Here is a 17142-nt window from a genome sequence, read left to right as displayed (position 1 = left end):
TGAGCGGCAATCGCGTGGACGAAAACGGATTCTCCTACAGACTCCAATCGACCCGCAGGCCGGCGATCAGCGCATTCGGCAGATCATGCTGGCGTGCGGGTTCGTTGAACTGGTCCGGATGCACGATGTAGTGCAGGTTCGGCGCGACCCGCAGCTGCGGGGTGACCTGGATGCCATAGCTCAGTTCCATCATCACCTGGCTCCCGTGCGGGGTGCCGCTGCCGCCCGCTGCGGCACGGGCAAGGCGCAGGTTCTCCAGCGCGATGCTGCTGTACTTCTGCTGGGTCACGACGAAGGCGATGCTGTCCTGCGGCCGGCTGGCGAACGTACCTTTCTGCACCAGCCCGGCCTGCAGGAAGTGATCCTCTATCAACTGGCCGGAGGTACCCTTGAGCGCGGCGCCGAAAAGGGTCAGGCCACGGTCGCTGCCATCACTGGTGAGCTGCTGCTCGAAGCGGGCGAATGCACCGGAGCGACCGTGACGTGTCGCGTGTTCCTGGCCACTGAGCAGCGCCGGCATGCCGTTGGCATCGCGCAGCGGGTCGCGGTAGGTCGAGTTGTCCTGCCAGCCACCCAGTTCGTAGCGGGCCTTCAAGCGCGCCGACGCGGGGCTGCGCCAGCCGATGGTGTAGGGCACGATCCAGCCGGTGGCCTGGTTCGTGCTCCATTTCAGGCCGTGCTGGCCATCTTCGGCCTGGCTCGGGTCGACCTGGTACGCGCCCACGCGTACGTAGACATCCGGCGTCACCCATGCCGTGGCATCAGCCATCCAGCTCGATACCGGCCACCAGGTGAAGTTGCTGGTACGGAACACATAGGTCGGGTTGCCGCAGGCCGAGTTGCCCTGGAAGTACTGGCACAACTCCGAACCGAGATGATGGATGTTGGCAACGCTGCGTCCCGCCTCAAGCACCAGCCGGTCGTCCAGCAGTTTCTGCTCGAGCGTCAGGTTGGCCAGGCGCGTGCCCTGGCCGCCGTAGATTTCCTGCACCGAGGTGCTGTTGCCTGTGCTGCTGTTGGCGAGGTTGGTGCCGTGGCGGTTGATGCCGTAGGCCTTGATCGTTGCGCCCCGCCAGCCGAACGCGGCGTCCAGGTTCACGTCGGCGCCGAACATCAGCTGGCCGGCATAGGCCGTGCCGCTGCGCTTGCCGCCGTCGAGCGTGGCGGCCGCTTCGCCGGTGTACGACAGCTTGGGGGTGAGGACGTCGCTCGCGTCGGTGGCTGCGGCCAGCGACGGCAGGGCCAGCAGGATCGCTGCCGGCAACAGGCGGTGGAAAGAGCAGGTCATGGGCGGAGCTCCGTGTGCAGGGCGCAGGTCGCTGGATCCCTGCATGCACAGGGACTGCGGAAGGACCGTGAGGGGCAAGGGTCAGGCTGGCGTGGTGACCGGCTTCTTGAGGATGCGCAGCGCGACCGCAGTGACGGCCACGCCGGCCAACAGCGCCAGCAGGTAGATGCCAAGGTGGGTGACCGCATTCGGGATCGGCAGCACGAAGACACCGCCGTGCGGCACCTTCAGTTCGACGCCTGCGGCCATCGAGATCGCACCCGCCACCGCGGAACCAAGGATCAGCGCTGGAATGGTGCGCAGCGGATCACGCGCGGCGTAGGGGATCGCGCCTTCGGTCACGAAACTGAGGCCAAGCACGCCGGCGGCACCGGCCGTGCCACGCTCTTCGGCGGTGAAGCGGTTGCTGAACAGCCATGTGGCCAGTGCGATACCCAGCGGCGGCGTCATGCCGCCGATCATCGTCGCCGCCATCGGCGTGTAGACCTGGCTGGAAATCAATGCGGTGGAGAAGGCGTAGGACGCCTTGTTGACCGGCCCGCCCATGTCCACCGCCATCATTCCACCCAGCAGCAGGCCAAGCAGGATCGCGCTGCTGCCCTGCATGCCGCGCAGCCAGTCGGTCAGCCACGCCAGCAGTCCGGCCACGGGCGTACCGATCACGTACATCATCAACAGGCCGACCAGCAGCGTGCCCAGCACCGGCAGGATCAGCACCGGCTTGAGGCCTTCAAGGCTGCGCGGCAGGCGCAGCGCACGGTTGATCCAGTGCACGCCATAACCGGCAATGAAGCCAGCCAGGATGCCGCCGATGAAGCCAGCATCCATGTTCACTGCTACCAGTCCGCCGATCATGCCGGGCGCAATGCCGGGGCGGTCGGCGATGGAGTAGGCGATGTAACCGGCCAGGGCCGGCACCATCAACATGAAGCCGGACTTGGCGCCGATCTGGAACAGCGACCAGGCCAGCGTGCCCTTGTGGGCATCGTCGAAGGCATAGATGCCGCCGAGCGCGAATGCCAGTGCGATCAGCAGGCCGCCAGCAGTGACGAACGGCAGCATGAACGACACGCCGGTCATCAGGTGCTTGTAGGGCCCGGTGGCCTTGGTCTTTTCGGTCGTGCGCCCCGATGTTGCCGTACCTGCCTGCACGCCGGCCTCGGCCAGTGCCTTGCGGATCAGGTTCTGGCCGTCATTGATCGCCGGCTTGGTACCGCTCTTGAAAAGACGCTTGCCAGCGAAGCGCGACAGATCGACTTCGCGGTCTGCGGCGATCAGAACAAGGTCTGCGGTGGCGATTTCTTCGTCGCTCAACGCGTCCTGCGCGCCGACCGAACCCTGTGTTTCGACCCGGATTGCATGGCCCAGCGCCTTGGCGGCCTGTTGCAGCCCCTCTGCCGCCATGAAGGTGTGAGCGATGCCGGTGGGGCAGGAGGTAACGGCAACGATGCGCTTGCCCGCATTCGTGCCGGCGTCGTTCGAATATGCGGCCGCGAGCGGTGCGAGCGCCGCAACCGGGTCGTCCAGTACCTCGCCCAGGCTGGCATGCGCGATCTCAGCATTGGCGAAGCGCGCGATGTCCGCCTCACCATCACCCACCAGCAGCAGGTGCGTCGCGGCGGCGGCGTTCGATGCAGGCAGTGCGCCGGTCACGCCCTGGTCGCTGCGGATCTCGATCATCAGCTCGAGCCCGCGCTGGCGGGCGGCGCGGCGCAGCGCTTCGGCGGCAAGAACCGCCTCGATGCTGCGCTCGCCAGCGGCGATGACTACGGTGGAAGCGTGCATGGGAACTCCTGGAATTCTTCGGGTTCGTCCTTGCCGAGGGCGCTGCGGTTGGCATGAAGCCAGCCGCCGTGCCTCCGGCAGGAGGGGTCAATCCAACCGCTCGATCAGTACATCGCCGGCCCATGCGCGTACCTGCGCCGGGTCCAGCCGTCGTGCGTCACCGCTTTGCAGCCGGCTCATCGAGAACGCGGTCGCCAGCCGTGCGCAACCGGCCAGATCGATGGAGGGATCCAGCATCGCGGCAGCGATGCCGGCGACCATGGCGTCGCCCGCACCGACCGTGCTGCCCTGGGCCAGTCGCGGCGGTCGTGCGACCAGCGCGCCGCTGCGATCAATGAACAGCGCGCCGTCGGTGCCCATCGAGATCGCTACCAAAGCGACCCCGCGTTCGACCAGGGCCTGGCCAGCGACGCGCAGAGCGCTGCGATCCAGCAGCTGCGTGCCGGTCCAGGCCTCCAGCTCCTGGCGGTTGGGCTTGACCGCGTAGGGCAGTGCACCCGCGGTGCCACTTAAGGCAGCGGCAAGCGCATCGCCACTGGTGTCCAGCAGCACGCGCGTCCCGGCGGCGCCGGCCTGCGCCTGCAGCCGCGCCCATGCATCAGCCGGCAGTCCGGACGGCAGGCTGCCGGACAGCACCACCGGCAGGCCAGGCAGCAGCAAGGCACCGAGCCGGCGCGACACGGCGTCCAGATCGGCACCGTCGAGTGCCAGGCCCGGCAGGTTGATGTCGGTGGTTTCGCCGTCTTCCTCGTCAACCAGCTTGATGTTGGTGCGGGTGCTGCCCGGAATACGCAGGCAGCCATCCACGATGCCGCGCGCCGAGAACAACGTGCCGAACACACCGTCGTTGCTGCCACCGAGCACGCCCAGTGCCGTGGTCGGCACGCCCCAGTCGGCCAGGCAGGCGGCCACGTTGATGCCCTTGCCACCCGCATCGTCGCGGCTGCTGCGCGCGCGGTGCACATGGCCCCGCCGCAGGCTGGCCAGCCGCACGGTCTGGTCGATTGCCGGGTTCAACGTGACGGTGACGGCGCGGGCATTCATGCACCTGCTCCATCGAGGGCGCGCACCTGCTCGGCGGTTTCGCAGTCCAGCGCGGCGTTGGCCAGCCTCTGCAGATCGGCCAGTGCAGTGCCGCGCAGGCGTGCTTTCACCGACGGGATGTCGTTCGGGGTCATCGACAGTTCGTCCACGCCCAGCCCTGCCAGCAGCATCGCACCGAACGGATCGCCGGCCAGGCCGCCGCAGACACCCACCCAGCGCCCCTGCGTGCGTGCACCTTCCACCGTGGCGCGGATCGCGCGCAGCACGGCCGGATGCAGGCTGTCGGCTTCCGCGGCCAGCTCCGGGTTCTGGCGGTCGATGGCCAGCACGTACTGGGTCAGGTCGTTGGTACCGATCGAGAAGAAGTCGGCGTGGCGCGCCAGCGCATCACTCTGCGCTGCGGCGGCCGGAACTTCGATCATGATGCCGATCGGCACGTCGGGTGCGTCCAGTTCGGCGCGCAGGCGCTCGCAGATGGCGCGCAGAGCGACCAGCTCAGGCACCGAGGTGATCATCGGGAACATGATGGACAGCCGTGCACCGTCCCTGGCTGCGCGATACAGCGCACGCAGCTGCGGTTCCAGAAGATCCGGGCGGCGCAGCAGCAGGCGCGCGCCGCGTACGCCGAGGAAGGGGTTTTCCTCTCGCGGCAGCTCCAGGTGGGCGACCTGCTTGTCGCCACCGATATCGAGCGCGCGCACGATCAGCGGACGGCCGTCCAGCGCTTTGGCCATCGCCATGTAGGTCGCGTACTGCTCGTCCTCGCTGGGCGTGCTGCCGCGTTCGAGGAACAGGAATTCGGTGCGCATCAGGCCGACAGCTTCCGCGCCCTGTTCCAGCGCCAATGGCACCTGCTCCGGCAGGTTCACGTTGGCGCCGATGTCGATGCGATGGCCATCGGTGGTCTGCGCCGGCTGCGCACGTTGTGCGGCTTCGCGTGCGCGGATCTGCTGCTGCTCGGCGATCCAGGCGCGTGCCGAAGCAAGATCGGCCTCGGAGGGGGAGAGGTAGAGCCGCCCGCTGCTGCCGTCGATGATCGCCTCGCGGCCGGCCTGGATCGCCAGCAGTTCGGCTCCACCGGCAACCAGCGCCGGCAGGCCGAGCGTGCGCGAGAGGATTGCAGTGTGTGAAGTGGGGCCGCCCAGTGCGGTGGCGAGGCCGAGCACGCGGTTGGTGTCGAGGTTGGCGGTATCCGAGGGCGACAGGTCGGCGGCAAGCAGGATGCACGGCTGCGCCGGCAGATCAGCCAGGCCGCCGCCGGCCGCAGAAGGGTCAAGCTGCGCCAGCACGCGCCGGCCCACATCGCGCAGGTCTGCAGCGCGCCCGGCCAGCACCGGGTTGCCCAGCGCCGCCAGCCCGGAGGCGATCTGCTCGATGGCCTGGTGCCAGGACCACGCAACGCCGTGGCCTTCAACCATCAGCTGGCAGGTGCGGGTAATCAGGTCGGTGTCGTCAAGCAGCGCAGCCTGCGCCTTGAAGATTGCTGCATCCGAGGCGCCAAGGCGGCGCTGGGTATCATCCTGCAGCGCGGCCAGCTGCTGGCGAGTGCGGCCGAGTGCATCCTGCAGGCGTGCGCCGCCCTCGCCGAGCGGGGCAGGGCGATCGGCAACGTCGGCCTGCGCGCTGGCCAGTACATGGACCGGGCCGATGGCCAGCCCGGGGCTGGCGCCGATGCCGGCGATTGCCGCCTGCGCTTCGGGCGGATTCCAGCCCGCGACCGGCGCCACCTTTCGCTGTGCTGCACGCTCCGCATCGGCCTTTTCCTGCGCCACCAGCCCGTCCATGACCTTGCGCAGTGCGGCCAGCAGTGCGGGGGCATCGGCGCCTTCGGCAGAAACACTCACGGCATCGCCTTCGCGAAGCCCAAGCTGCAGCAGTGCTACCAGACTCTTGGCATCGGCTGCCTGATCGCCCGCGCGTACCTGGGCACGGGCCGTGAAGCCCCGCGCCGTTTCGGCCCAGCGCGTGGCCGGGCGCGCGTGCAGCCCGCTGGGGTAAGCGATGGACCATTCGAAGCGCTCGGCCAGGTCCGTCACCGGTAGGTGGGCGACAGTGACGGTCGCATCACTGGCCAGCGCATTGACGATCTCGCCCGCATCGGCGGTGGTGAACAACCGCTGCAGCGCCGGCTCGTCCTGGATCAGACGGGTCAGCCTGCGCAGCAGGGTGATGTGGGTATCGGACTGGGCGGCAATGCCAACCACCAGGCGGGTGACCTGGCCCGGGTTCCATTCCACGCCTTCCGGCAGCTGCAGCACCGCAATGCCGTCGTGGCGCACCAGGTGGCGGTCCTCGCCGAGCCCATGCGGGATGGCCACGCCATGGCCGAGGAACGTGTTCGCCAGCGCTTCGCGGCGCCCCATGCTGGCCTCGTAGCCCGGCGCCACGCAGCCTGCGGCGACCAGCATCTGGGCCACCTGGGCAATGGCATCGGTCTTGTCCTGTGCCCGCGCGTCCAGGCGGATCAGTTCCCGGCTGACGGGGGAGGGAGGGGGCAGGGGCGACAAGGCGGGCTCCGGGAAGGGGTGGCTGAAGCGTATTGGGAACGTTCCCACTCCGCATTTCAATGTGCACTGCACAAAAAGCCAATAGTCCTTTGGCGTTAGCATTGTCCTGAACGGCCATCCGGCCATGAACAGCGCACGTTTCCGGGAACGTTTCCAATGAGCATCAGCATCAACGACGTCGCACGCGTGGCGGGGGTATCCAAATCCACGGTGTCACGGGTGCTCGGCGGCGGTCCGGTCAGCGAGGACGTGCGCGGCAGGGTCGAGCTGGCGATCCGCCAGACCGGCTATCGACCCAACCTGCAGGCCAGGCGGTTGCGCTCCCGGCACACCGGCATCATCGGCCTGATCGTCGCGGACATCCGCAACCCGTTCTTCACGGCGCTGATCCGCGCGGTGGAAGAGGTGGCCTATCGCGAAGGATTGCGCGTGACCCTCTGCAACACCGACGAGGACCCGGAGCGGGAGGCGCTGTATCTGCAACTGATGCACGAAGAACGCATCAGTGGCCTGATCTTCGCGCCGACCCGGACCACGGTGGGCCGGCTCGAACGGCTCACGCTGGACTATCCAACGGTGCTGGTGGACCGCGCCGCGCCCGGCGGGTCGATCGACAGCGTGGTACTCGACAATCCGGCAGCGATGGCGGGCCTGGTCGAGCATCTGGTCGAGCGCGGCTATCGCCGTATTGGCGGATTGTTCGGCAGCACCAGTACCACGGCGGCCGAGCGTCGCGACGGCTATCTCGCTGCAATGCGCACCCATGGGTTGGAGCCGGACTACCGCGAGGTTGAACCCACGGCCGAAGCCGCCATCGCGACGGTCGAGCAGTGGCTCGCCACGTCATCCCGCCCCGAAGCACTGGTCACCAGCAACAGCCTGCTGTTGATGGGCGCATTGAAAGCCGCCCGTAGCGCAGGGCTGGCGATTCCAGACGCGTTGGCACTGGCCGGCTTCGACAACGAACGCTGGACCGAGCTGGTCGAGCCGGGCATCACTGTGATCGAGCAGCCGGTCGAGGAGATGGGGCGGGCCGCGATGTCGCTGTTGCTTGAACGCCTGCGCACACCGGAGCTGCCGGTGCGCCGACTGGTGATGACGGGCCGGTGCGTGGCCAGAGGGTCGACGGCTGCGCGATAGCTCGACGCCCGATCGCGGCGAACCCTGAGAGCGACGTTCGGGTGTTGGCGGGCCAACCGTTGTCTGTTACAAGCCATCTGTACACGCAGACACGATGGGGGATCGCTTTGTCAGAGCCTTATTCAGCGCTGCTCCGCCTGCAGCTGTGCCCCGAAGATCTCTCCAGATGGCTGGCCGCGCCCGTGCCCGCAGCATCCCGATGGTCCGACTGGCGATGCATCGCCGGGCAGTGGCAGCTGGGCAACGGTGAATACCTAGCCTCTTCAAGCGACGAGGCGTTGCATCACCTGCTTGCGGACTGCCAGGCGCTGCTGGCCCGCTACCCCGACAATCGCGCCGCATTGAACGCTTTCCTGGCCTCTGCACAGGCTGAGAACATCCAGGTTGCCGCCTATGACCGCAGCAGCACGCACTTTGTTGCAGGATCGCTGACCTATTCGGAAAGCCTCTACGATCTCATCGCGTTTCTTGCTGTGGCACGAAGCGCCGCCGACTTCCTGAAGGCAGGTGACCAGGGGGTGGCGCTGATCCACGACTATCTCTGGGCCGAGGACGATGAGCGGGAGACCATTGCCGCGATTGCGCTGGTAGGCCACGGCGAATCCAGCTTCCTGTCTTCCACGGACCTGGATACCGCCACCGCATCCTTCGAGACATTGGTGGAGGCCATGCTGGAAGACCAGGACGACCCGGAGTTTCATCCGCGCAACCAGCTCGATCGACTTTGACCCTCGCTGCGTGGAACCCGCAGAGACGACCACCAAGGACCCCGACATGAAAGGACATCACGCCCCCCACGCGCGCCGCGGCATGCGTTGGCTCCTCGCACTGGGCCTCTGCGTCCTGGCGGGATCCGCCCTTGCCGGAACAACGCAACCGGCACGCACCTGGCTTGTCAGTGGAGCCGAACTCATCACCCTGCTGCAGGGCAAAGGCGCTGATGGCTTCTGCGACGGCGATCAGTGCCGAAGCCTGTCCAGCGCTCGCGCCAGCGCCTATATCCAGGGCGTTGCCGATGCCAGCCACGCCCAGTGGTGTGGCCAAGGCCGGATTCTCCCGCACGAGTTGGTTGACCGGGTCGCTTCACATCTTCGACAGCTGCCCCAGGGGAGACTGCAGCAGGATGCTGCACCCTTGGTCGTCGATGGCCTGAGGGCGGCCTTTCCCTGTGATTGAGGGGCATGACCCAGTAATGCCCGAAGTGTGTCGGCCTCCTCCGCGGAGAGGTCCGCGCCCTTCGTGGAGCCCTCTCTGTTCCGCCTGAAGCTGGAGCCGAAATAGTGAAGACACGCACACGATTGGCGAGCGCGGAAGATCTTGAACAGGTCGCTATGCTGTTCGACAGGTATCGCCAGTTCTACGAGCAGCCCGCAGACCTGCCATTGGCAAGGCAATTCATGCATGCACGCCTGTCAGAAGGCTCTTCGCTTGTACTGGTGGCCGAGGCAGATGGGGGCGGCCTTGTCGGGTTCACCCAGCTGTACCCGCTGTTCGACTCCATCAGCGCACGCCCAAGCTTTGTACTCTATGATCTTTACGTCGACAGACCAGCACGTCGTACTGGTGTTGCCCGCACACTCATGATCAACGCCGTTGAAGAGGCACGAGGACGCGGCGCAGCGCGCATCGAGCTGCAGACGGCGAAGGACAACGCGGCTGCCCAGGCGCTCTATGAAGGTCTCGGATGGCAGCGCGATGATGATTTCTTCATCTTCGCCATTCATCCTTGATTGCCGTATCCGCCGCGCTTCGGATCGCCGAAGGACTCAGGCGACCATAGCAGAGGCAGCACGCCCTTCGAAGGCGTGCCGTGCTGGTTAGCGGGGATCAGTGAGTGATGGGTGGTGCGCCGTCGTTTCCCATCACACGCTGCACGGCCTCCCGCAATCGCTCGACATGGAAAGGCTTGGCAACGAAGGTGGCGCGTCGATGGCGCAGCGGCACCAGCTGGTCGTACACCGCAGAAACGAACAGATAGGGGATGCCGAGTTCAGCCAGGCGATCGGCGACGGGGAAAACCACACCGTCACGAAGCTCCACATCCAGAACGGCACCGTCGAATCGCTGCGTATCCAGCAGCCCCAATGCATCGAACACGCTGTAGGCGTGTGTTACCTGGCCACCGCCCTCTTCAAGCGCCTGTTCCATGAGGGCAACAAGGTCCAGTTGGTCTTCCACCAGCAGCAGACTGTATCGATTCCGCTGGTTCATATCGGGTTGCATTGGCACATGCCTGCGTTGCCATCGGAGCTGCAGTGTGTCCTGTGCTGCATCAACGCGACGCGTGTGGGTTGTCAGCCCGGTGTCGAAGCGGCCCCGCCTCTCGATGCCGTCCACGTCGTGTGGAAGGTGCCACGGGATGTGTTGACGGCGTCTTGGCGAGCGCTATGGATACTGCCGCCGTCCCCTGCACTGGAGTGTCCGCCATGCGCCGATCCCACGCCAACCCCGCTTCGCCACGTGTACTGCGTGTGGAGTGCATGCCCCTGGACTGCGGAGGCGCTGCCGTCGTGGTAGAGCTGGACCGCATCCCTGAACGGGCGTGGATGAAGTCATTGAAGCGGGCACTACAGGCCGACGATCTCTTCGAGGGCACACAAGCCAAGTTCGACGGACGTTTCGTTTACATCGTGGGCGTCGAGGGCAGCGAGCATCGTGCGCAGCATCGGGTGGTGCAGGCGCTTGAAATGCCGCAGGCAATGGTCAGTACGTCGCGCTCACGCATTCCGGTGGCGGACGCGCGGCATGCCTGCACGGTTGACGCTCAGGTTGGCCATTGATTCCAGATGGGCGCGCTCATGCGTAGCGCATCGACGGTCACCCGTGGCAGAGCGGGCCGCCCACTCCCGCGGGGCAATCCGTTGTATTGTGGCCAGTGCTCGCAGCGCCCATCAGCGAGAGGATGTTCAGGTGAACGCTTCCATGCTCCCAAGAATCGTCGGTTTCGATGTTCCGCTGCTGCACGAGCGTGTCGACGCTTCCACCGACGAGGCCATCACCGCGCTGCTGGATCTGGCGCCCGGCGCCCGCTGGACAGAGCTGTTCCTCATCAAGTGCAGAGCCCTGGCGTCCCAGCTCCAGCTGGCGGACGTTCGCATTGAAGGCTCCAGAATCTACTTCTACGGATCCATCAGCGATTCCCGCGGACTTGCCGACGCGGTCATCTCCATTGTCAACGTACTGAATGATGAGTTGATGCGCGAGCGGAATCACGCGGCTGGCCGCGCCTAAGCGCAGCCAAGCAAGGACCAGCATCGATCGGCGATCTCTGCTGCCCCAGGGTGGCCGCGCAGGCTCGATCGCTTCGCAAGCCTGCCGTGCAGATCGTCGATCCATGCCGACCGGGTGCCGTGCGGATCTCTCACATAGATATCGCAGGCAAGCCGGATAACCGGCGCCACTTCGTAGCGGAAGCTCATCGCGGGCAGGGCGCCCAGGTTGAACGCGATTTTCCAGTGGGCCAGCTCGCGCTCGACGTCGACAAGGTGCCTGCTTCTTCCCTGGATCATGGCGTTACCCCTTTTTGAAACCTCACTGTACACACTTGTTGCTGCGAGCCTGTTCATGACAGTCGTTCATATGGGGCGCTTCCCCGTACGTTCCCGTAACGGCGACACGCCCACAGTCAATCGGCAGCAGACTTGCTGCGGCGGAGAATCGAAATGAACAGCGTCCCCGAACAGAACAGGAATGACCGCTCCAATGCTTCCCCTGAAGCAGAACAGCCCGCACAGCAGGGGCAGGTCGAGGGGGGCGAACCCGGAGGGGAGGAGCCTGGCAAGCAGGGACAGCAACAGCAGCAGGACAACAAGGATCGCGAGAGCCCAAAGCCAGCGGATGAGAAGAAAGGCGGTCTCGGCGGCGATACACGCCGCTGAGAAAGAGGGGGAGCCGCGCGCCGCGCGGCTGCTTCCGTTGCAGACAGGGAGCGTGCATGTCGTCGCAGAGCCAGGCGATCAGCCTGATGACCAAGATCATGTACCAGTGCCGCCCGGAGAAAACCACAACGATGGCGCAATGCCGTTGCTGCCATGCGCCCAGCCCAGGCGGCATGGAGTGCGCACGGTGCCTGACCGGAAGGCTCGGCGACATGATTCAGAACCGTGGCGCAGCATTCAGCTGGCTGGACTCATTCCGCAGGGTCCAGCAGGACGAAGCACACGTGTTCGAATGCGCGAAGCGCGTCGATGCGGCATCTCCCTAGGCGTCGCATCCAGACCTGACATCGCGCAAGCGTATGCTCAAGTCATTCAGGAGCAACGCGATGACTTTTCCGATCTGCATCTACGATAGAGCGGGCACGGGGCTCCGGCTGCCCGCGGGATGGTGGATCGACCTTCAGTCCGATCTGCCTGCACTGGTGAAGGGTGCCGCGCGCATCGACCTTCCGCGATCTTCAAAGGACGAGCACCCACGATTGGATCCTGAAGTTCTCAGGGATCTCTTCCGGCGCATTGGAGGCTCGCAGTGGCTAGGTTGAATCCAACCCAGTCCCTGGGAGTGCGCTGGCTGTTCTTTCGCCTTCGCAACGGGCAGTCCATCAGCCCCGCGAGGCTGATGTCTGTCTGGTCCGAGGCGGCTGAATCCAACGACTGCGCCGTGCGCCGCGAAATCATCGACGGCGCCGGGTACGTCTATGCCTTGTACGCGCCCAACAGCCTTCTTTCACCCAGGCGCGTGGAGCTGCGCATGAGAGCGCTGCTGGAAGAGGCCGGCTTCGCCTTCACGATGGGCAGCCTGGCGGGGCGGCGTCCGGGCGAAGGCTGAGGCGCGGCGCTCGTCAGTCAGGCTTTGGATCAAAGAGCGCCATCATCCGTTCACGGCGGCACTGCTCAAGCCAGTGGTGCCATATCTCCACCTCGTCCATCAGCCCTGTTGCACCGCATGCAGGGCAGGTGAGCGTCGTGCCCAATGGACTCGTCTGAATGCCGGCGTCCTCGGTCATCGAAGAACGCAGGCCGCAGCTCTTGCAGGTGGATCGCAACTGATCGAGGCGAACGATTGCGCCATTGCGCGCAAGAAGGGGCTGGATCGCGTGGATCCGGAAGGCGTTGGGAGGATGCATGGCCGTGTCGTCTGAGGCTGGACACGGGAGCAAAGGATTCTGCGCCGGAGAAGAGCCGTGAGGGCGCAGTGTCCTCCGTTGGAGGTTAACCCTTCATCAAAGTGCGGAACGCGCTCCATCGTTGGCCTGAAATCCCACGGCCGCAATCGTTCACTGACGTGGCAGCCGAAGCAGGGCCGGCGCCGGCCCTGCTTCTGGGCAGGAAGGGCTCCGCCATCCCAACGGAGCCCCCCGGTCACTCACTTTTCCTGCAGGAACGTCAGCAGGTCCTGGTTGACCCTGTCCTTGTGGGTGTCGGTCAGGCCATGCGGCGCACCCGGGTAGACAATCAGCCTCGCGCCCTTGATGAGCTTTGCCGATTGGCGACCTGAGATATCGATCGGCACGATCTGGTCGTCGTCACCGTGGATGACCAGCGTGGGCACATCGAACTTCTTCAGGTCCGCGCGGAAATCGGTGGCCGAGAACGCGGCGATCGAATCGTAGGTGTTCTTGTGGCCGCCCTGCATGCCCTGCGCCCACCACGCATCGATCAGCCCCTGCGACACCTTCGCGCCCGGGCGGTTGAAGCCGTAGAACGGGCCCGACGGGATGTCCTTGTAGAGCTGCGCGCGGTTATCCATCTGTGCCTTGCGGATGCCATCGAACACTTCGATCGGCAGGCCGTTGGGGTTGTCGGCGGTCTTCAGCATGAACGGCGGCACCGAGCTGATCAGCACGGCCTTCTTCACTCGCCCGGTGCCATGCCGGCCGATGTAGCGCGCCACCTCGCCGCCACCGGTGGAGAAACCCACCAGGGTGACATCGTGCAGGTCCAGCGTATTGATCACCGTGGCCAGGTCATCGGCGTAGTGATCCATATCGTTGCCGTCCCACGGCTGGCTGGAGCGACCGTGACCACGACGGTCATGCGCGATCACGCGGTAGCCATGATTGGCCAGGAAGAGCATCTGCGATTCCCAGCTGTCCGAATTCAACGGCCAGCCGTGGCTGAAGGTCACGACCGGGCCGTCCTTCGGACCCCAGTCCTTGTAGTAGAGCTGCACGCCGTCGGCGGTGGTGATGTAGCTGGCGGTGCGCGCGATGGCGGTGACCGCCGCCGGCCTGGCCGGTTCGGCGGCCTGCGCGGACAGGCCGGCCTGGAGCGAAAGGGCGAGGGTGGCAATGGCCAGTGAGCGGGCGAAGGCATTCATGCGGGAACTCTCATGGGTGGGTGGTGAGGCGTACTTTGCGCCCGTAATCAGGCGTCCGGGTGATGCACTGTCCGGATTTCTTGATAGATCGTCTTGCACGGATGTGCGCGCACGAATCGCCTGCCATCGCCTGTTGACGAGGGAGAATGATCGTTCTACCTTGTGGTCATGAGCAAGGCCACCACCGACACCCAACAGAAGATCCTGGCCACGGCCGAGGCACTGATCTACCAGAACGGGATCCACGCCACCGGCATGGACCTGCTGGTGAAGACCTCTGGCGTGGCGCGGAAGAGCATTTACCGCAACTTCGAGAACAAGGACGACGTGGCCGCCGCTGCGCTGAGGGCGCGCGACGTCCGTTGGCTGGCCTGGTTCCGGCAGGAGTGCGACAAGGCTGATACCCCGGAAGCACGCATCCTCGGCATGTTCACCGTGCTCAGGGATTGGTTCCAGTCCGAGGGCTATCGCGGTTGCGCGTTCATCAACACCGCGGGCGAGGTCGGCGACCCTGCCGATCCGATCCGGGAGATCGCGCGGAACCACAAGCAGAAGCTGCTCGATTACACGCTGGAACTTGCCGGGCAACTTGATGTGGAGCAGCCGGCGGTACTGGCCCGTCAGCTGCTGGTCCTGATGGAAGGCGCCATCACCCTGTCGCGCGTGATGGGTGATTTCAGCGCCGCAGACACCGCGAAGGATGTCGCGAAGCTGTTGTTGGAACAGGCCAAGCGCTAGCGCCTGAGTACGCCAGATCGTTTGAAGCAACTCGTGTATCCATCTCGATTGGAGGTCTCCCCGTGTCCGCTGAACAACCCCGTCCGCCGCTTCCTCCGTTCACCCTTGAATCGGCCACCCAGAAAGTGCGTCTTGCCGAGGATGGCTGGAATTCCCGCGATGCCGACAAGGTGTCGCTTGCCTATTCGCTCGACACCCAGTGGCGTAATCGTGCCGAGTTCACCAACGGCCGGGAAGAAGCCCGGCAGTTCCTGGCACGCAAATGGAACAAGGAGCTCGAGTACCGCCTGATCAAGGAGCTCTGGGCCTTTAACGAGAACCGTATTGCGGTCCGCTACGCGTACGAATGGCACGACGACTCCGGCAACTGGTTCCGTTCCTATGGCAACGAAAACTGGGAGTTCGGCGCGGATGGCCTGATGCAGCGGCGCTTCTCGTGCATCAACGACATGCCGATCAAGGAAAGCGACCGCAAGTTCCATTGGCCGCTGGGGCGTCGCCCGGATGATCACCCGGGGTTGTCGGAGCTGGGTATGTGATTCCCGCTGAGGCGCCATCCGAAGCGCGCTCAGGTACGATGGGGCGGCCGGCATCTGCGCCGGCCGGGGCAGGGGTGCAATGGACATGCAGGCAGGGGGCGGATTCGATCCGCTGGCAAAGACCGATTCGCAAGAACTGACCTTCCACTGGCTTTACCAGCGTGTGCAGGGGCTGGCCGAGCAGAGTATCTATCCGAAGGCCGGCAGGATCGAGACGTGGTCGTTCCGCGCCGGAATAGTGGCCGCCGTCGTCGGCGTGCTCAGTAGTCAGCTGCCGGATCGATGGGTTCCGCTCACTGTTACTTCTCCGTTCGTCACGGCATGCCTCGTGGTGGAGCTCAGTAGTTTCGTTGTGGCCGGCCTTCTTGCGGCCCGCAGGGGGGTCCGCCAGTTCAGCCAGCCGCGGCTCTCGCACGCCCAGGAAATGGACACTGAGTTCGCTCATTGGCAAGTCGTGATTACTGACCTCCGCTGCTTCCCCAGGGTCGAGCGCGAGCGGCGACTCAAGTTCGTCAGCACCTTGCGCACCAACATGGTCGAACGCATGGGCATGATGTATGGCGGTCTGCAGAGGATTGGTCCATTCCCGCTGCTGATCGCGTTCTACCTGCAGTTCCGTGGATGGAAATGGGGCGACTGGGCAAGTGCATTTGACATCAGCCTACTTAGTGCACTGCTGATCTTCGGTATGGTGCTGTTGTACGCCGTGGGCTGGATGCTGATTGGCCTGCGCACCCGCCTGGACACTTATGTCGCCCTGCTTGAGGGCTCCATACAAGAACCCGAACCGGACGTGGTAGCGCCCTTGTAGAGCCGAGCCATGCTCGGCTATTCCGTCACACATCGCGCCCCATCAGGTACTCCACCAGCGAGAACCCCCAGCATCCGATCCATCAAAACGGGCTCCGGCACGCCAGCAAGCACTTGTTCCAGGTAGTCCAATGGCTGCAGCTGCCGTTGCAGCAGCGCCCGTAGCTGCAGAACGTCGGGCGCTCGCTGTTCCACATCCAGTGTTGCCTGCATCAGCAAATACTGAGAGCGCCTCTCCAGCCACAGCACCGGAACGCCTCTGCAGAGAATCTGGAAAGCGCCGTCTTCATGCCGTTCGACGAACTGGAAGCCATGCCTCGGCCGTGCCTCGACGAACTGGATCGTCTGGCGACGCAGCTGCGAATAGCGCTCACCGGAGATGCTCTTGAACGCGAGAGGCGAGGGCATGGGGCGCGCCGACAACTGACGCTGTGCCGCAACCAATGAGGCGATGCACAGCGCCACGGCCGCCCAGCGGTGCCACGCCACTCAGCCCTCCGGCTGCAGGCGCGCGCTGGCGTGCGCGGCGAGTCCTAATCCGGCCATGATCAGACCCTCCATCACCCGTGGGCCGACGTATTGCTCTAGCTCGCCATTCTCGCGGGCGCGCTGCGCGGCCAGCAGGATCTCCAGCACCACGCGCAGGCCCGCCAGCGCGCAGTCCGTATCGGCCAGGGCCAATCGTCGGCCGGGCATCTGATGGCGCTCTGGCCACGGCTGGCCATCGGAGGCGACGCCGGAGCCGATGCTGTGCAGCAGGGCGATGAGGGTGTTCGGGTCCAGCGTGGGGCCGTTGGCGGGCGCGTCGTGGAGGGCGTGTGGGGCGGGGGAGTGGGGCTTGGTCATGGCTGGGCTCCTTGCGTGCAGGCAGAAGCCGCCACCGATAAAGGTGGCGGACGATGCGTGGTTCGAAACCCGGTGTTCGCTGAACCGGCAGGCACAAGGCCTCCACGCACCGCCCGCCATAGCCGGCCGACGGATTGCCAGCCGGCACCACACAGAGTGATGCCGGCTGGCAAGCGTTTTACTTCAG

General features: G+C 65.4%; 22 protein-coding genes. 12 read left to right on the top strand and 10 right to left on the bottom strand.

What is annotated here, in order from left to right; translation table 11 throughout:
• Positions 1-34: 34 nt before the first annotated feature.
• The 4 genes from QP552_RS10775 to ptsP all read right to left on the bottom strand — a co-directional run bounded on the left by QP552_RS10775 (position 35) and on the right by ptsP (position 6624).
• Positions 35-1288, bottom strand: a complete 1254-nt coding sequence (locus QP552_RS10775) for a carbohydrate porin (protein WP_286073596.1) — start codon at positions 1286-1288, stop codon at positions 35-37.
• A gap of 81 nt (positions 1289-1369) precedes the next feature.
• A complete protein-coding gene (locus QP552_RS10770; protein ID WP_106548490.1) occupies positions 1370-3073 on the bottom strand; it encodes a fructose-specific PTS transporter subunit EIIC in 1704 nt (567 codons plus the stop codon).
• 87 nt (positions 3074-3160) lie between these two features.
• On the bottom strand, positions 3161-4117 hold the full coding sequence (locus QP552_RS10765; RefSeq protein ID WP_286073595.1) for a 1-phosphofructokinase family hexose kinase: 957 nt from the start codon (positions 4115-4117) through the stop codon (positions 3161-3163).
• Positions 4114-6624: a phosphoenolpyruvate--protein phosphotransferase gene (gene ptsP, locus QP552_RS10760; protein WP_286075895.1), complete on the bottom strand. Its 2511-nt coding sequence runs from the start codon at positions 6622-6624 to the stop codon at positions 4114-4116. Before ptsP ends, QP552_RS10765 begins: the two co-directional genes overlap by 4 nt.
• Positions 6625-6780: 156 nt before the next feature.
• Here ptsP and QP552_RS10755 point away from each other — a divergent pair, with 156 nt between their 5' ends.
• The 4 genes from QP552_RS10755 to QP552_RS10740 all read left to right on the top strand — a co-directional run bounded on the left by QP552_RS10755 (position 6781) and on the right by QP552_RS10740 (position 9494).
• A complete protein-coding gene (locus QP552_RS10755; protein WP_286075894.1) occupies positions 6781-7764 on the top strand; it encodes a LacI family DNA-binding transcriptional regulator in 984 nt (327 codons plus the stop codon).
• Between the two features lie 107 nt (positions 7765-7871).
• On the top strand, positions 7872-8492 hold the full coding sequence (locus QP552_RS10750; RefSeq protein WP_258394040.1) for a hypothetical protein: 621 nt from the start codon (positions 7872-7874) through the stop codon (positions 8490-8492).
• A 46-nt stretch (positions 8493-8538) separates the two neighbouring features.
• Positions 8539-8940, top strand: a complete 402-nt coding sequence (locus QP552_RS10745) for a Rap1a/Tai family immunity protein (protein WP_258394039.1) — start codon at positions 8539-8541, stop codon at positions 8938-8940.
• A 104-nt stretch (positions 8941-9044) separates the two neighbouring features.
• A complete protein-coding gene (locus QP552_RS10740) occupies positions 9045-9494 on the top strand; it encodes a GNAT family N-acetyltransferase (RefSeq protein WP_258392071.1) in 450 nt (149 codons plus the stop codon).
• A 97-nt stretch (positions 9495-9591) separates the two neighbouring features.
• On the opposite strand, the gene QP552_RS10735 is transcribed toward QP552_RS10740, so the two are convergent.
• Positions 9592-9987 carry a response regulator gene (locus tag QP552_RS10735; RefSeq protein WP_111112693.1) on the bottom strand — a complete coding sequence of 132 codons (396 nt, stop codon included), beginning with the start codon at positions 9985-9987 and terminating at the stop codon, positions 9592-9594.
• Between the two features lie 203 nt (positions 9988-10190).
• Here QP552_RS10735 and QP552_RS10730 point away from each other — a divergent pair, with 203 nt between their 5' ends.
• Both QP552_RS10730 and QP552_RS10725 read left to right on the top strand, forming a co-directional pair.
• On the top strand, positions 10191-10544 hold the full coding sequence (locus tag QP552_RS10730; RefSeq protein WP_286075890.1) for a hypothetical protein: 354 nt from the start codon (positions 10191-10193) through the stop codon (positions 10542-10544).
• A gap of 130 nt (positions 10545-10674) precedes the next feature.
• Entirely contained in the window at positions 10675-10995 is a 321-nt protein-coding gene (locus tag QP552_RS10725) for a hypothetical protein (protein ID WP_258394037.1), read from the top strand.
• Here QP552_RS10725 and QP552_RS10720 read toward each other — a convergent pair.
• Positions 10992-11330 (bottom strand): hypothetical protein, encoded by a 339-nt coding sequence (locus QP552_RS10720; RefSeq protein ID WP_286075888.1) that lies wholly within the window; start codon positions 11328-11330, stop codon positions 10992-10994. The two genes, QP552_RS10725 and QP552_RS10720, sit on opposite strands and share 4 nt — an antisense overlap.
• Positions 11331-11426: 96 nt before the next feature.
• Here QP552_RS10720 and QP552_RS10715 point away from each other — a divergent pair, with 96 nt between their 5' ends.
• The 3 genes from QP552_RS10715 (at position 11427) to QP552_RS10705 (ending at position 12531) form a co-directional block, all read left to right on the top strand.
• Positions 11427-11642, top strand: coding sequence for a hypothetical protein (locus QP552_RS10715; protein WP_286075886.1), 216 nt, complete (start codon positions 11427-11429; stop codon positions 11640-11642).
• Between the two features lie 56 nt (positions 11643-11698).
• Positions 11699-11968 (top strand): hypothetical protein, encoded by a 270-nt coding sequence (locus tag QP552_RS10710; protein ID WP_286075884.1) that lies wholly within the window; start codon positions 11699-11701, stop codon positions 11966-11968.
• Between the two features lie 263 nt (positions 11969-12231).
• Positions 12232-12531, top strand: coding sequence for a hypothetical protein (locus tag QP552_RS10705; RefSeq protein ID WP_286075883.1), 300 nt, complete (start codon positions 12232-12234; stop codon positions 12529-12531).
• 13 nt (positions 12532-12544) lie between these two features.
• Here the strand turns inward: QP552_RS10705 and QP552_RS10700 are convergent, their stop codons facing one another.
• Together QP552_RS10700 and QP552_RS10695 are read right to left on the bottom strand one after the other, a co-directional pair.
• A complete protein-coding gene (locus QP552_RS10700) occupies positions 12545-12829 on the bottom strand; it encodes a hypothetical protein (RefSeq protein ID WP_106548499.1) in 285 nt (94 codons plus the stop codon).
• 239 nt (positions 12830-13068) lie between these two features.
• Positions 13069-14022 carry an alpha/beta hydrolase gene (locus QP552_RS10695; protein ID WP_286075881.1) on the bottom strand — a complete coding sequence of 318 codons (954 nt, stop codon included), beginning with the start codon at positions 14020-14022 and terminating at the stop codon, positions 13069-13071.
• 168 nt (positions 14023-14190) lie between these two features.
• Here QP552_RS10695 and QP552_RS10690 point away from each other — a divergent pair, with 168 nt between their 5' ends.
• The 3 genes from QP552_RS10690 to QP552_RS10680 all read left to right on the top strand — a co-directional run bounded on the left by QP552_RS10690 (position 14191) and on the right by QP552_RS10680 (position 16110).
• Positions 14191-14760, top strand: coding sequence for a TetR family transcriptional regulator (locus QP552_RS10690; RefSeq protein ID WP_286075880.1), 570 nt, complete (start codon positions 14191-14193; stop codon positions 14758-14760).
• A gap of 62 nt (positions 14761-14822) precedes the next feature.
• Positions 14823-15299: a nuclear transport factor 2 family protein gene (locus tag QP552_RS10685; protein ID WP_286075879.1), complete on the top strand. Its 477-nt coding sequence runs from the start codon at positions 14823-14825 to the stop codon at positions 15297-15299.
• 79 nt (positions 15300-15378) lie between these two features.
• The gene (locus QP552_RS10680; protein ID WP_286075878.1) at positions 15379-16110 is read left to right on the top strand and encodes a hypothetical protein; all 732 of its coding nucleotides are present in this window, start codon (positions 15379-15381) and stop codon (positions 16108-16110) included.
• 17 nt (positions 16111-16127) lie between these two features.
• Here the strand turns inward: QP552_RS10680 and QP552_RS10675 are convergent, their stop codons facing one another.
• Positions 16128-16598: a hypothetical protein gene (locus QP552_RS10675; protein ID WP_286075877.1), complete on the bottom strand. Its 471-nt coding sequence runs from the start codon at positions 16596-16598 to the stop codon at positions 16128-16130.
• A complete protein-coding gene (locus QP552_RS10670) occupies positions 16599-16955 on the bottom strand; it encodes a hypothetical protein (RefSeq protein ID WP_286075876.1) in 357 nt (118 codons plus the stop codon).
• Positions 16956-17142: the final 187 nt, after the last annotated feature.

The organism is Stenotrophomonas sp. 59, from assembly GCF_030291095.1.
In the GTDB taxonomy this organism is placed as follows: domain Bacteria; phylum Pseudomonadota; class Gammaproteobacteria; order Xanthomonadales; family Xanthomonadaceae; genus Stenotrophomonas; species Stenotrophomonas maltophilia_Q.
The sequence above is the reverse complement of the archived record's forward strand: the minus strand, read 5'-3'. Positions and strand labels throughout refer to the sequence as shown.

What these genes read in the sequence shown, in the direction of transcription:
- QP552_RS10755 (WP_286075894.1), top strand. Translation starts at nt 6,781, where the DNA reads ATGAGCATCAGCATCAACGACGTCGCACGCGTGGCGGGGGTATCCAAA.
- QP552_RS10765 (WP_286073595.1), bottom strand. Translation starts at nt 4,117, where the DNA reads ATGAATGCCCGCGCCGTCACCGTCACGTTGAACCCGGCAATCGACCAG.
- QP552_RS10735 (WP_111112693.1), bottom strand. Translation starts at nt 9,987, where the DNA reads ATGCAACCCGATATGAACCAGCGGAATCGATACAGTCTGCTGCTGGTG.
- QP552_RS10700 (WP_106548499.1), bottom strand. Translation starts at nt 12,829, where the DNA reads ATGCATCCTCCCAACGCCTTCCGGATCCACGCGATCCAGCCCCTTCTT.
- QP552_RS10715 (WP_286075886.1), top strand. Translation starts at nt 11,427, where the DNA reads ATGAACAGCGTCCCCGAACAGAACAGGAATGACCGCTCCAATGCTTCC.
- QP552_RS10745 (WP_258394039.1), top strand. Translation starts at nt 8,539, where the DNA reads ATGAAAGGACATCACGCCCCCCACGCGCGCCGCGGCATGCGTTGGCTC.
- QP552_RS10690 (WP_286075880.1), top strand. Translation starts at nt 14,191, where the DNA reads ATGAGCAAGGCCACCACCGACACCCAACAGAAGATCCTGGCCACGGCC.
- QP552_RS10775 (WP_286073596.1), bottom strand. Translation starts at nt 1,288, where the DNA reads ATGACCTGCTCTTTCCACCGCCTGTTGCCGGCAGCGATCCTGCTGGCC.
- QP552_RS10770 (WP_106548490.1), bottom strand. Translation starts at nt 3,073, where the DNA reads ATGCACGCTTCCACCGTAGTCATCGCCGCTGGCGAGCGCAGCATCGAG.
- QP552_RS10680 (WP_286075878.1), top strand. Translation starts at nt 15,379, where the DNA reads ATGGACATGCAGGCAGGGGGCGGATTCGATCCGCTGGCAAAGACCGAT.
- QP552_RS10670 (WP_286075876.1), bottom strand. Translation starts at nt 16,955, where the DNA reads ATGACCAAGCCCCACTCCCCCGCCCCACACGCCCTCCACGACGCGCCC.
- QP552_RS10730 (WP_286075890.1), top strand. Translation starts at nt 10,191, where the DNA reads ATGCGCCGATCCCACGCCAACCCCGCTTCGCCACGTGTACTGCGTGTG.
- QP552_RS10695 (WP_286075881.1), bottom strand. Translation starts at nt 14,022, where the DNA reads ATGAATGCCTTCGCCCGCTCACTGGCCATTGCCACCCTCGCCCTTTCG.
- QP552_RS10720 (WP_286075888.1), bottom strand. Translation starts at nt 11,330, where the DNA reads ATGAACAGGCTCGCAGCAACAAGTGTGTACAGTGAGGTTTCAAAAAGG.
- QP552_RS10710 (WP_286075884.1), top strand. Translation starts at nt 11,699, where the DNA reads ATGTCGTCGCAGAGCCAGGCGATCAGCCTGATGACCAAGATCATGTAC.